Raw genomic sequence first — 13,512 nt, 5'->3', positions numbered from 1 at the left:
ATGCCGCTGTTCACCGGGCGCGGTTCATCGAGTCTTCACGGTCGATTCCGTTCCGGCGACCGGAGCATCCTTGTCATCCGGCGGCGGCAACACGACTTCATAGCGCGCGCGCATCGCGGCAAACACCTTGCGCTTTGCCTCGGCGCGTTGCGCGTTGATCCATTCGGCTTTAACTTCCGGCTCGATCTCATCAAATATCGGGACCCGTCCCGGCGTAATCGAATCGATGAAAACCAGATGCCAGCCCAGCCCCGATTCGACGGGTCCGAGCCAGACACCCGGCTTGAGCCCGGACAGCGACTGGGCAAATGCCGTTCCGAACACACTGGCCACCTGCTCCGGCACGCGGTCGGCGTAGTAATCCTGGAACATGAAGCGATCGCCAATGTTGGCTACTGCAGGCGAGCCGGCTGGCTTGCCGACGAGCTGTCCCAGTGCTTCGGCGGCAGCATCCCGCGCGCCGAGGCCGCGCTGGTCGGGTGAAAAGTATACATGGCGGAACGACACCCGGCCCGGCAAAGCAAAGCTCGCACGGTTCTCTTCGAACCACGCCTTCAGTTGCTCGGCAGCGGGATCGCGAATCGCGGACGTGTCCTCGGCAAGAAATTCCATCTTCTGCGCCAAACGGCGGCGGACGATGGTGTCGTTCTGGTCGAGGCCGAGCGCGAGCGACTCGCGATAGAGGATTTCTTCGCGAATCTTGTTTTCGATCAGGCTGTGCAGTTCCTCCGGCGTCGGCGGGCGCTGCCACTTCGCCGCCCACACCATGGCCATCTGGCGCAGATCGTCGCGCGTCAGCCGGATCTGATTGGCCTGGGATGTAGTAACAGTCTGTGGGTTGAGTGCGCCGTAAATCGCGAACAGCGCACCACCGATCACCAAAAACTGCAGCAGGGGCTCACTCAGCCAGCGACGCAGGCGTGATGGCTGCGGTCCGCCAGGTGATGAGGGACTCATGCTCATTCTTTCAGGGGCTCGACCTCGTAATTCGCGTAACCGAATTCGTTGCTGCGCGCCGCCAAGTACTTGTCGCCCAGCTTGTAGACCGCGACATCGAACTCGGTACCGTTGATGTCTGTGCGCAGACGCCCATCGCGAATGTCGTAGTCATGGTCACCGCCATGCATCATCTCGCCCACTTCGCGCAAGTCCGATGCCTTGCCGTCGACCGACGTTATCAAGCGCCGGCCGGTGGCTCCGTGGAGGATCTCGAAGCGCTGCCCGGTTACCGAGTTGCGCACTTTCACCGTCTTGCCCACGATCAGTTCCTTGAGTTGTTGATCGGTGAGCACTGCTGCACCCTGCTTGCTCAGGTCAGCGACGGTCACCCCTGGCTTGGCGGCCTTGCGCGCCTCTGCGCTGGGCGTGTACCAAATCGGCGAACTCCATGCACGTTCTTGGATGACCGCAGTGAAGCCGGTGCCGCTCGGGGGAACCCGGCCCAGTTTCACCGCTTGAATGGTGCTCCAGCGCGGCGTTGGAATCTCGAGCACGCGGACATAATAGAAGGCATCGAGGGCGGGGTCGAAGTCGGGGTCCGACCACAGGGTTTTCAGCTCCACCGCGCCGATGCTGTTGGTGTAAGTGCCGGTGTCGAGATCAACCGTCGAGCCGATCGCCGGTACCTTGCCGGTGGCCGGGTCGGGCTTGCGCGCCCCGGCCCAGGCCACATCGTAAATCTTCTCGAACGATTGTCCGTTGATGCTCCAGCCCTTGACGATCTGAACACGGTCGAGATTGGCACTGTCCGGGTCTTTCGCCGCCCAGACCGCGAAGGAGGGCGCCTTGCCTGCCGGTTTCAGCAGATCGGATCCCATCGGGACGCCGGTGGCGTAGGCTGTCTTCACCCACTCCTTCTGCTTGAGCATGCCGGCATCCAGCCCCCAGCCGCCGAAGAAACGCACGGGAATGCGCACCCCGCTGGTCGAGTAGGTCTCCTTGCGCTTCATCGCGTCGAAGAGCGCGTCGCGCGTGTTCTCCTCGGCCCACACCGCACTCAGGCCGGCGGGGGTGACCCAGAGGCTGTTCAGTCCGAGCACCGTGGCACCGTTGATGCGTTTCTCGATAGTGTCGTCGACCGTACCGTGCACGCCAAAGAAGTTCTTCTGACGGTAGGGCACGACGCTGACGTGCGAATCGGAGCCACCGACGACGCCCGGCTTGTAGGGATTGAAGCCGCGCGCCTGCTCCATGGCAAGGCCGTCCTTGTAGGCCTGCCGTACGTAGCTGCCGTATTCGCGCGGCGGCGGGCCCTTCTTGCCGAGCAGATGCCAGACGAAGACTTCGTAGTTGGCGAACTCGTCGTTGGGCGAAAGCCCCGGCGTTGTCTCCGACTGCCCCTTGACCTGTTTCATCTCGGTCAGCGGCTCGTTGCGCAGCCGCGACTCCGCCCAGGCGCGGTCGATCGGCCGGCCGGTGTGATCGACTTCGGTCGGGAACATCATGCCGTTGCTCAGGTTCGCGTTGTGCGAGATGGCCAGTAAGTCGTTGCCTGCCGCGCGTTGTTGGTCCATCCAGCTCCAGAGATCACGCGGATCGGGCGAGTCCAGGGGCGTGAACGGCACTTGCGGTACTTTTTTCGAATCGCGGAAGAAGATGTTGCGATGCAGGTTCTTGGAATCCGGGGTGGAGGTCCACTCGTAAGCGGCGAAGGTCGTGAACTTGCCGGGCTTGTTGTACCTGTCGGCGATGTCGATGACCCGTTTCCAGACCGGCGCGACGACGGCGGGATCGCTGAATTCCTTAATTGGCAGTCCCTTGGCAATCGCCAGCGAGAGCACTTTGAAAGCCAGCAGTCCATCGGCCCTGACGCCGTCCTCGTAGGCCCGGGCCAGCAGTGGCGAGCTCTTGCGCAGCGGCGACTCGGGATCGATGGCTTCCTGGACCATGCCCATGTACTCGGCATGCTCGGTGACCGCGCCCCAGTCGAGGGGTTTCGTTATCTGCACCTGGTAGCCCCCGGGGTGCAAGGTCGGCTTACCTGTCGCGTATTGATAGAAGGACTCGGGCCCGGTCTGCGTGTCGCCAAACGCGTAGGCGTCGAACGACCAGCTGGTATGTAAATGCGTTTCGCCGTAATAGACATTGCGTTCGGGGTTCTTCTGCTGCGCCAAGGCGGCTGCCGACGTCAGGCTCAGAAGCCCGCTGCCGAGCAAGACAAGGAGCGTGGTTTTGGGTTTGTTGCGCATGCGTGTTTTTCTCCTGACGGGGAGGTGCTTCAATTTCATGTGGCGCGAGCGGATTGAACGCTGTCGCTCGGTGACCGGCCTTGCACGGCTTTGGCACGCCGATTCGATTGCTGACCAGTACTAGAACTTCCAGTTGCCGTAAACGCTCATCACCATCGTGCCGGTGTTGTCGTACGCACCGATCAGGTTGCCACGACCGCCAAGGGCGACCGGCGCGGTGCCCTGCAGATCGGTCTTGAGGGTGCCGCCGTAGATGTATTCCGCGGCGACGCCCCATACGCTCGTCTTGCTCAGCTGTTGCTGGCCACCGGCGCCAAAACGCCAGGCGGTGTTCAAGGGCATCAGCGGCGAGACAGTCGAGCCATCCGGCTGGAAACCCGAGTCGTAGGCCACTCCGAAGTTGAGCAGCCACGGATCGCTCAAACGATACTGCGCGCCTGCGGCGACGTGCCAGGTGTCCTTGAAGGGAATGTCGGTGGTCAGGCTGACGGGATTCGAGGTGTCGTCGATACCGATGTGGATCGCTCCGAACTTCGACCATTGTTGCCAGCCGACGCTGCCGAGCAGCGCCCATTTCGGATCAAGCTGGGTGAATACGCTGGCCATCACCTGTTGCGGAACCTGGATGCCGACCTTGATCGTCGAGTTCAGCAGACCGGCCTTGTTCAATGCCGCTGCGACATCCGGCGAGAGGTTCGAGAACTTGGCCGGCCCCTTGAAGTCGAGATTGATCTGCGAGTTCCAGGTCAGTCCGATGCGCGTCCCCTCGTCGATCTCGTAGAGAAGACCCAGGTTGGCACCCCAGCCCCAGGTCCGGTCGTCCAGCTTCAGCCGGCCGTCACCGAAGATCGGTGCGACGTTGTTGATTGCCACCTGGTTGGTATACATCCCGTACATGGCATTCAGGCCGGCGCCGAGCGAAAGCTTGTCGTTGACCTTGAAGGCGATGCTGGGCAGCAAGGAAAGGCCAAGCATGGTCGTGCTCTGGACGTAGTAACGGCCCGCCCAGTCGTTGTCGTATTTCAAGGGCGCGCCGAAATTGCCGGCCAGCGCGAAGCCCAGCTTCAGGTCCGGCGAGACGCTGTAGCTGATAAAAGCGCCGCCGCCGGGGAACCAGCCGTCCGAACCCACGGCATAACCGCCATTCTCGTTGCCCAGCAGGGGCGAAGTTCCCGCGCCGATCGAGTATTTGGTGTTCGCCCAAAGCAGCTGTCCCGAGGCCAGGGCCTGGGTGCCTTCCAGCCGCGTCATGCCGGCGGGATTGGTAAACACGGTCGAGGCGTCCTGCGCACGGGCGCTGTAGCCAGCCGAGGCGAGACCCACGTCGGCGGTGCCGATTTCGTAGGCAAGCATGCCCCCAGCGAACACCTGACCGGTTGCCAGGGAAGCGACACCGAGTGCGACGAGCGAACAGTAGCGCAGAGGAACTTCGATGCGTCTGGCGGCGCGTGCCGATTCGAATCGATGCTGGAATAACATGTTGGCCTCCACGGTATAAATGCAGCTCGGACTGGAAACCGCCCAGTTTCATGACGTCAGTTGCGTCTAGCTAGCCGCGAGCACCGGTCAAAAACGCTGGCGAAGGACTCCCATGGCGATCTTACGGCAGGGCGTCGTGGCGCGGCACGAAACACTACCGTACCGTTGATCAGGTGGCAAGATCTGTTGCCAGTTTCGAACGACCGCTGGCGATTGCATCCTTCCTGTCGAGAAGGTCTTGCAGGCCGCAATGGCCGACCCGGTGACCGACAGCTTGGAGATGGCTAAGCTGCCACAGGTAGTGCGATGGTCATCAGACCGCTACGGGTCGTGATGCGACCGACCTCTCGTCGACTTCGTCGCCGGAAAGCGGTCAGTGAAGTTTCGCTTCCCGGAAGCGGCCATTCATCACGGAGTGCTGACGACCCAGAACTGCCTGATGACGTTTCCATGGTGAATGGCGGCTTATCGATCAGGGACCTGCCGGCTGCGGGAATCTGATGTCCGCTGTCAGCGGCCGTCGCGGTCATGAATCGGTAGCTAAAGCACTTGCGAGTCCGTTTGCTACATGCGGCTATGCGAGATTTCCCTCGAAGCTCGTACCTGCTATCGTGCGCGTGGACCGCGAGATCAGCCCCTGACAGCCATCGCCAATTTCGTCATAATCGGTCGGAAGAAATCAACAAACCACAGTGGAACTGGCATGGACCCGTCGACTTCTTTCGTCGCAGATTACTACTGCGTCAGCCATATTTCCGCTGCAACCATTCTGGGCTCACGCCTGAGCAGCATCCTCGCACGCATGCACCAGGGCCGCCCACTAACGCAATACGCGCTGGATTTCCTGCGGCAGCAGGAACTTCCTGGCCTGTTTCCGCTGGCCTGCGGGGAGATCACCTATGAGGCCTACATCGCAGGGCTCGACCCCGCCTATTTGGCGAGAAACCAGGCAGCTAAGGCAGCGCATCAAGCCAAGGAATCTGAGCGGCAGGCACTTGAAGCCCACTACCTTCCCTCCAGGATTACCTACCCAGCTCCAAAGGCAGCCCAGAAAATGGATTGGGAGGCTGATCGAAACCTCCGACGCCAGCGCGAGCGGGAGGCTACTGAAGCCGTTCTCAAGGCGCAAAGGGCTCGCCAGGCCGAATTGAACGCACAGCGTGAACGCAATTCCAAACTAGCCGCTGTCGCTTACCAAGCTCGCGCGATCAGCCCGGATTACAGGGCACCGACTGCCCACGACGTCGCTCACCACTTCCATCTCGAACACATCGCCGCTGCGCTTTGCCTACCCACGAGCGACATTCTGGAAGCACTTTTCCGGGGCCGACCGCTAACTGATGAGGAGCTTATCCACCTCAAGCACAGTGCTCCCGACAACCTCTACCGACTCGCATCTGGCCATTTGACCTTTGACGCGTACATGGGTCCAGCAAGAGCCGCCGCGGCCGAATTCGCTGCACGTGAGGCCAGTGAAGAGGCTGCCGAGGCCGCCCGCATCGCCCGCGAAAGCGAACCCGAGTACATCGCGATGATACAGACGCAAACCTTGTACAGAAAATACGGGGTATCGCTGACTGATAAGTCGTTGATGCCACGGATGACAAACCTGCTCCAGCTGATCGATGCCGGTAATCGCCTACCTCAGGACGAGCTTGTCTGGCTCAGCACCGAAGCCAGGAGTCATTTCACGGAGCGACTTCAGGAGGCCTATCATTTTCTTGAAGCAGAATTTCATGCCGATCAGTATCGGATTACCCAGGATCCGTGGAGCGTTATCAACGCCAGTGGGCACTACCGGAAGTGCAGCCGAGCAGAGACTGCGCTCGAACTGCTCGACAGCGTTGCACTTGATCGCCTGAAGCACCCAAAAGTTCGATCCGCCCTGCTCACTACTCACGGTGGTGTCATGCGGGACCTCAAACGACCGTGCGAAGCAATTCAGATGGGTGAGAAGGCGCATTCCCTTAGGCCTCGGGACTACCGCCCGTGCACCTTGCTTGGCGCAGTTCACATGGAGCAAGCCGAGTTTGAATGTGGTCACGCATGGTATGAAAAAGCGCGAGAGCGCGGCGCACCCGAAAAGAGTATCGACTCGGAACTGCGAAGCATCTTTCAACAGCTTGATGCCGACGGTCGCGAGGCCATGAAGACCTTTCTGTTGGCTGAAGATCCGCATCGACATCGTTGGCTAAACCAGACGAGACAGCAGGAGGTGTATAGTGGTCCCTGGAAATCAGACAGTGGTTTAAGCTGTGCTCCATCATAGGAGCGAGAAGCGATGAGTGAAGCCACGACGCGGAAGGTACATACGCCGGAGTTCAAGGCCAAGGTTGGTCTGGAGGCGGTACGCGGGGTAAAGACGATCAACGAGATTGGGCGGGAATACGGCGTGCATCCTGTGCAGGTGGGGCAATGGAAGAAGGCCATCCAGGAGAATGCCAAGACGCTGTTTGAAGGCAAGCGCGGCCCCAAGCCGGCGGCGGCGCACCGGGAGCCGGAGCTGTTGTACAGCGAGATCGGCAAGTTGAAGATGGAACTGGACTGGCTCAAAAAAAAGTCTGGGATCAGCCTGCCGTGATACGGCATGGGTGGATCGACCCAGGCGAGCCCGTCGCGGTGGTGCAGCAATGCGCTCTGGCAGGCTTATGCCGAGCCACGGTCTACGCGCAGCGCCGGCCGCCGGTGGTCGATGCCAACGATCTCGTCCACAGTCGGCTGATTGATGAGGAGTACACCCGGCGCCCGTTTTACGGTACGCGCCGGATGGTGATTTTCCTTGAGAAGGTGGGGCACACGGTCAATCGCAAACGCGTGCAACGGCTGATGCGACTGATGGGGCTGTCGGGCATGGCGCCGGGGCCGAACACCAGCCGTCCGCGCCCTGAGCACGCGGTCTATCCCTATCTGCTGCGCGGCGTTCCCGTGGTCAGACCCAACCAGGTGTGGAGCATTGACATCACCTACATCCGGCTGGCCCACGGCTTCGCCTACCTGGTCGCCGTGATCGACTGGTATAGCCGCAAGGTGCTCAGCTGGCGGATCAGCAACAGCATGGAATCGGTGTTCTGTGTCGATTGCCTGGAGGAGGCCCTGCGTAGCCACGGCAAGCCAGAAATCTTCAACAGCGATCAAGGCGCGCAGTTCACCAGTGAAGCCTTCACCGGGGTGCTGAAACGGGAAGGCGTCGTGATCAGCATGGATGGGCGGGGGCGCGTGTTCGACAACATTTTCGTCGAGCGCCTCTGGCGCAGCGTCAAGTACGAGGACGTGTATCTAAAGGGCTATGCCACGATGGGCGAATTGATGCTTGGCCTGACCGAGTATTTCGCCTTCTACAACGCTGAGCGTCCGCACCAGTCGCTGGGCAACACGGCACCCGCCGTCGTCTATCGGAACGGCATAGGTGGCGGGGCGTTGATCCTCGACAAGTTTGGCGGCGCGGGTGGGGCATCGCCTGTTCCGCTACGCTCCACAGGCGATGCCCCACCCGCAAAAGCAAAGTCAACGACAGCATCAAAAGCAGAGTCAAAGGCAACACCGGGGCAGCGCCGTCCAGCTGCTAGCGAAGTCAAATGCACAACTTAAACTGAGTTGATATTTGTCTTGACTAAGGGGACCACTTTAGTGCCACGTTTGCGGAAGCGTTCCGGGTAGATGGATTCGGACTGGAACGTTTGGGGTTTAGGTCGTTTCGTGTGGAACGGGCAAGAATGGGGCGAAGGGCGAGGCGGGCAAATGAGTGAGCTTTCCAGCGATGAGGTAGGCCATGGCGATGAAGTTTTCGACGCGGCGATAGCCGCGTGCCCTTGCGCGCGCCTCCTGGAGCGCTCGATTCATCGCTTCGACCCGGCCATTGTGCTTGCCGGGGTGAAAACCGTTGAGGACGCCAGGAAGATGCTTGGTGATCGTCCTGCCGAGGCGCTTGAAAGGTTCGAGTCGGCAGCGGCTGGCCCAGCTGAGCCAGCGCTTGAGCAGGGGTTCGGCCTCGTCAGGTGTCGTGGCGGTGGCGTAGATGGAGCGCAGCGCCTGCTTGATCCGCCAGGCCCGTGCGGTCTTGAGGTTCGAGCGCTGCAACCAGTGCATGGTGTCGGTTTGCTTGACGGTCCAGTCGGCGGGTTTCTTGTGCAGGCCCCAGCGGGTGCCTTTGAGTTCGGGCGCGCTCTTGACCTCGGCGCGTCGCACCTCGTCCAGCGCCGTGCTGCTCAGAGCGACCACGTGGAAGCGGTCGAAACAGACCTCGGCTGCGGGAAAATGCTCGGCGGCGCCGGCCTGGAACGAGCCGCTCATGTCCATGCTGACATGGGTGATCGCGGTGGGCTGGCCACCATGCTCGGTAAGGTCGCTGGCGAACTTCCCGAGCGTGGCCTTGTCCCGGCCCGGTGTGGCAAACAGCAGACGCTGTGCGTCGAGGTCATAAAAAACAGAGATATACGTCTGGCCGCGTTTACTGGCGGTCTCATCGACGCCGATCGCGCGAACCCTGGCATGACTTTCCTGGGCGCGCGCCCGGCCCACATGATGATTGATCACGCGCCACAGTCTGCGACTGCGCACGCGCAGCAGTCGGCCAGCTGCCAAGACCGACATGGTCGGCGCCAGCATCAACGTCAAGGCCTCGAACAGCAGCGTGAAGCGGCTCCCTTCACGCGCCCAGGGCACAGGAATCTGCGTGACCTTGCCGCAACCGGCACAGGCCACTCGCGGCACCTCGGCATGCAGGTGGGCTTCGTACTGAAAGAAATCCATATGGCGCCAGGAACGCGCCAAACGGTCATGCAGCGGCTGCGCCGCCGCACCGCAAGCCGGGCAAACATGAATGGCTGCGCCAAATCGGACCTGGAAATCGATCCGTCCGGACTCTGGCTTGAAGATGACTTCAGCTACCTGCCAAGGAGCAACGAGACCCAGAGCTTGGGTAAACAGCGTTTCAATCATGAGGAACCGGTCGCGAGAGGAAAGGCCGCCATTGTCCTCCATGCCGAGGGCGGCAGACTGCCTTCCTCGGCCCGGAGCAAGCGTAAGCGAGCGGGCAGCGATGTAAAGGGTTCGGCTGCGCCCGGACTGCGTCCGCCCTTGACATCACCGCTCCCTCAAAACGCGAAACCCATCGCCGGTTCCACACGAAACGACATAGAGCCAACGTTTGGTGAATTGGCCAACGCATCGTCATAGCGGAAATGGCCGATCAGGAGGCGAACTCTAGATGACGCCCGCGACCGGTGACAGAGTTAAGCAGTCATTCAGGTGACTGCTTCCGAGGATAGGCGACCGTCCGCAGTTGGCCGGGTCGAGACAGTGCAGGCAACAAGTTGCTTGCCGAATTCGGGACATTCAGCCGCGTCACGGAACGCCTTGGCTATTCAAATTGGATGACCACCTCGACCGGCAGGTTGTGGCCGTTATGGATAGATGTTCATAACGGCCATTATGCATAGTTCCCAGTTATGAACAGTTGGCCCACCGCAATGGCTGAATCGGCCTGTCCTTGCTCCTAATCTGAAGCGTTGACGAGCCTTGGGCTGGACATAAGTCCGGCGCAGGAGCAGCACGGTAACTCCTCTTCCGGATAGGAGATTACCATGCCCAAGATCCCCTCCTTGCATCTGACGCTGCGAGGCTGGTTGCTCAATGGTCCGCTGGCCGCGTATGTGCCGGCCTACCGCGAACGACTGGAGCGCGGCCGCTACGCATCCAGCACAAGCCAGCGATGTCTGAACGCCGTCTCACACTTCGCTCACTGGATGTCGCTGTGCCGATTGCCGGTGGCCAAGCTCGACGAGAGCCGCATCGATCAATTTCTCCAGGAGCACCTGCCACACTGTGGTTGCAGAGCGCCGGTGATGCGGCATCCGCGCGAGGCACATGCTGCCTTGATGCCCCTGCTGGCCATCCTTCGCCAGCGCGGCGTGATCGCTGACTTGCCGACGGCGTCGGGTCCGATCGCCGAAGAACTGAGTCACTACGACGCTTACATGCTCGATACCCGCGGGCTGGCGAGCGGCACCCGTTCCGTCCGACTGCGGATCATCGAGCGGCTACTGGTGCACAAATTCGCAGGCCGCCCTCTGGATCTGCGCAAGCTGCGGCCGGAGGACATCCGCCGCTTCGTCGGCGAGCAGTTGGAGCTGCGCAACACGATCAGCAACGCGGTGACCATCAACGCCGCCGTGCGTGACTATCTGCGCTGGCGCTCCACTTGCGGCGATCCGGTGCAAACGCTGCTGGGCGTCATCGCCTCGCCCGCCAACTGGGCTCATGCGTCGCTGCCGCAAGCGCTGCAGCCCGATGAGGTCGGCCGTGTCCTGAGCTCATTCAGCCAGACGCTGCGCTCGCCCAAGCGCGGCTATGCGGTCGTCCGCTTGGCGCTTGATCTGGGCCTTCGTTGTATCGAGATCAACCGGCTGCAGTTGGACGACATCGACTGGCCGCACGGCACGCTCACGCTGAGGCGGACGAAGTCTCGCCGCCAGGATGTCCTGCCGCTGCCGGTACTCACGGGCAAGGCGCTGGAGGCCTACCTGCGGCATGAGCGACCGGCTACCAGCAACCGATCCCTGTTCGTACGCTGCATAGCACCGCACGATGCGCCGGTGAGCGTTCATGCCATCCGGCGGGTGATCCGCGACGCCTTCAGCCGTGCCGGTATCCCGCATGGCCGGGCACACGCGCTGCGCCACACCTTGGCCTGTCGGCTGGTCAACAGCGGCGGCTCGATCAAGGAAGTCGCCGACGTGCTGCGCCACCGCTCGCTGAACACCTCTCTCATCTACGCGAAGACCGATCGCGTTGCCTTGGCTGAAGTGGCGTTGCCCTGGCCCGGGAGCGCAGCATGAGCGCGCGCATATCCCTTCCCGAGCGGATCGCGGAGTACCTGGCCGAGCGGCGTCGCCTCGGGTTCGAACTTCATTACATGGGTCAAGCGCTCGGCCGGTTCGCGCGCTATGCCGAGGCAGCCGGTCACCGCGGGCCGCTCACCGTCGAGTTAATGGCTTCCTGGGCGCGTCAGGCCAAGGGTGGCCAAGGTGATCGGGGTACGGCGACTCGCGCTTTACGTCTGCTCAGGCCGTTTACGCGCTGGCTGCAGCAGTTCGAGCCGGCCACCGAGGTGCCCGATGAGGCGACCTTCGGGCCGGTCCCGGGCCGGCTGACCCCACACATCTTCCGCGACGAGGAGGTCGAGGCGTTGCTCGAAGCGGCCGGGCAGGTCGGGCCGCCACTGCGTAGTGCCGTCATGCGGACGTTGTTCGGGCTGATCGCCTGTACAGGTCTGCGCATCTCCGAAGCCCTGGCACTGGTCAACGCGGATGTCGACCTCAAGGTCGGCTTGCTGACCGTCCGCTGCAGCAAGTTCGGCAAGTCGCGGCTGGTGCCGCTGCACCCCAGTGCAGTGGCCGCCCTGTGCGCTTACCGCGGTGAGCGGACGAAGTATGTGCCTGCCGATCCTGAAGGGCGGTTCTTCATCGCCACCCGCGGCCGCCGTCTCGGCCGGGCGCTCAGTGATCGGCAGGCACACCGCATCTTCGATCAGCTGCGCCGGAAACTGGGCTGGGTCTCCCGCGGCGGCCACGGTGCGGCGCGCATCCACGATCTGCGCCACAGCTTTGCGGTGCGCCGCCTGTTGCGCTGGCATGAGCAGGGCGAGAACGTGCACGAGCACATGCTGGCGTTGTCGACCTACATGGGCCACGCCAAGGTCTCCAACACGTACTGGTACCTCACGGGCACGCCCGAACTCCTGCAAGTGGTGAGCAGGCGCTTCGAGCACTTCGTCGATCCGTACGAAGCCGAGGAGGACGACGATGGTTAAGCCCGATTCAGTCCAGGCGCCCAGCTTCGCGGCCCTGGTACAGGCGTTCTTCGCCGAGCACTTGCAGCAGCAGCGGGCGATGAGCCCACGCACAGTTGCCGCGTATCGCGATGCCTTCTTGCTGTTTCTGAACTTCGCCCAGGTGCGGCTGCGCAAGCAGCCTACCGAGATCCGGCTCGAGGAGATCACGCCGGGGCTGATCTTGGCCTTCCTCGACCACCTCGAGTGCGAGCGCGGCAATGCGGTGAGGAGCCGCAATGCCCGGCTGGCGGCGCTGCGCGCGTTCCTGAAGTTCGCCGGTCGGCGCGACATGAGCGCCTTGCATGCCGTCGAGATGGCGCTAGCCGTGCCGATGAAGCGTTTCGAGCGGCCGATGTTGGGCTTCCTGACGCGCGAGGAGATGCTGGCGATCATCGGCAAGCCGGACGAGTCCTGGACAAGCCAGCGCGACCACCTACTCATCAGGATGCTCTACAACACCGGCGCCCGGGTCTCCGAGATCATCGGCGTGACGCTGGCCGACGTGGTGCTTGACGGTGCAGCGTGCGTGCAACTGCATGGCAAAGGGCGCAAGCAGCGCACGGTACCGCTGTGGCGATCGACGGTGAAGCAGATTCGGGCGTGGCTGCGACTAAACCCGCAGCTGCAACCAACATCGGCGCTGTTGCCCAACCGCGATGGCCACGCCATGACGCGTGGCAACGTCACCCAGCGCCTCACACTCGCCGTCAAGGCCGCGACTGTAGCGCAGCCGCAGCTTGCCAAGCGTCGGGTCTCCCCGCACCTCATCCGCCACACGACGGCAATGCACCTCTTGCAGTCCGGCGTAGACATCAGCGTCATCGCGCTGTGGCTGGGGCACGAGAGCCCGACGACAACTCACCTATACGTCGAAGCTGACCTCGCGATGAAGGAGCAGGCCCTGGGGAGACTGCAGGAACCAGACGCCGCGATCAGGCGCTACAAGGCACCCAACTCGTTGCTCGAGTTCCTGAAGACCCTGTAATTATGCGCAGGCCGCAGGTATCGTACACC

General features: G+C 62.1%; 8 protein-coding genes and 1 pseudogene. 5 read left to right on the top strand and 4 right to left on the bottom strand.

Annotated features, from left to right (window positions below; translation table 11 throughout):
- Positions 1 to 24: 24 nt before the first annotated feature.
- From QZ634_RS10115 to QZ634_RS10105, 3 genes are all read right to left on the bottom strand, one after another.
- Complete coding sequence (locus QZ634_RS10115) at positions 25 to 963, bottom strand: peptidylprolyl isomerase (RefSeq protein WP_291987780.1); 939 nt, start codon at positions 961 to 963, stop codon at positions 25 to 27.
- Complete coding sequence (locus QZ634_RS10110) at positions 960 to 3,188, bottom strand: DUF3604 domain-containing protein (protein ID WP_291987777.1); 2,229 nt, start codon at positions 3,186 to 3,188, stop codon at positions 960 to 962. The genes QZ634_RS10115 and QZ634_RS10110 overlap by 4 nt, the downstream gene beginning before the upstream one ends.
- A gap of 120 nt (positions 3,189 to 3,308) precedes the next feature.
- Positions 3,309 to 4,667: an outer membrane protein transport protein gene (locus tag QZ634_RS10105; RefSeq protein WP_291987775.1), complete on the bottom strand. Its 1,359-nt coding sequence runs from the start codon at positions 4,665 to 4,667 to the stop codon at positions 3,309 to 3,311.
- A 703-nt stretch (positions 4,668 to 5,370) separates the two neighbouring features.
- Between QZ634_RS10105 and QZ634_RS10100 the strand changes: the two genes are divergently transcribed.
- Positions 5,371 to 6,936: a hypothetical protein gene (locus QZ634_RS10100; protein ID WP_291987773.1), complete on the top strand. Its 1,566-nt coding sequence runs from the start codon at positions 5,371 to 5,373 to the stop codon at positions 6,934 to 6,936.
- Positions 6,937 to 6,948: 12 nt separating this feature from the next.
- Positions 6,949 to 8,111 (top strand): annotated as a pseudogene (locus QZ634_RS10095) (IS3 family transposase); the annotation flags it as partial.
- Between the two features lie 240 nt (positions 8,112 to 8,351).
- Here the strand turns inward: QZ634_RS10095 and QZ634_RS10090 are convergent.
- Complete coding sequence (locus QZ634_RS10090; protein WP_291988034.1) at positions 8,352 to 9,605, bottom strand: ISL3 family transposase; 1,254 nt, start codon at positions 9,603 to 9,605, stop codon at positions 8,352 to 8,354.
- Positions 9,606 to 10,249: 644 nt separating this feature from the next.
- Between QZ634_RS10090 and QZ634_RS10085 the strand changes: the two genes are divergently transcribed.
- The 3 genes from QZ634_RS10085 to QZ634_RS10075 are packed head-to-tail and all read left to right on the top strand — an operon-like array spanning position 10,250 to position 13,483.
- Entirely contained in the window at positions 10,250 to 11,503 is a 1,254-nt protein-coding gene (locus QZ634_RS10085; protein ID WP_291985049.1) for a site-specific integrase, read from the top strand.
- The gene (locus QZ634_RS10080) at positions 11,500 to 12,477 is read left to right on the top strand and encodes a tyrosine-type recombinase/integrase (RefSeq protein ID WP_291985051.1); all 978 of its coding nucleotides are present in this window, start codon (positions 11,500 to 11,502) and stop codon (positions 12,475 to 12,477) included. The genes QZ634_RS10085 and QZ634_RS10080 overlap by 4 nt, the downstream gene beginning before the upstream one ends.
- Positions 12,470 to 13,483: a tyrosine-type recombinase/integrase gene (locus QZ634_RS10075; protein WP_291985053.1), complete on the top strand. Its 1,014-nt coding sequence runs from the start codon at positions 12,470 to 12,472 to the stop codon at positions 13,481 to 13,483. Before QZ634_RS10080 ends, QZ634_RS10075 begins: the two co-directional genes overlap by 8 nt.
- The last annotated feature ends 29 nt before the right edge of the window (positions 13,484 to 13,512 follow it).

Origin of the sequence: Candidatus Accumulibacter sp. ACC007, from assembly GCF_907163205.1 — a bacterium.
In the GTDB taxonomy this organism is placed as follows: Bacteria; Pseudomonadota; Gammaproteobacteria; order Burkholderiales; family Rhodocyclaceae; genus Accumulibacter; species Accumulibacter regalis.
This window is presented reverse-complemented; position numbering and strand designations above follow the sequence as displayed.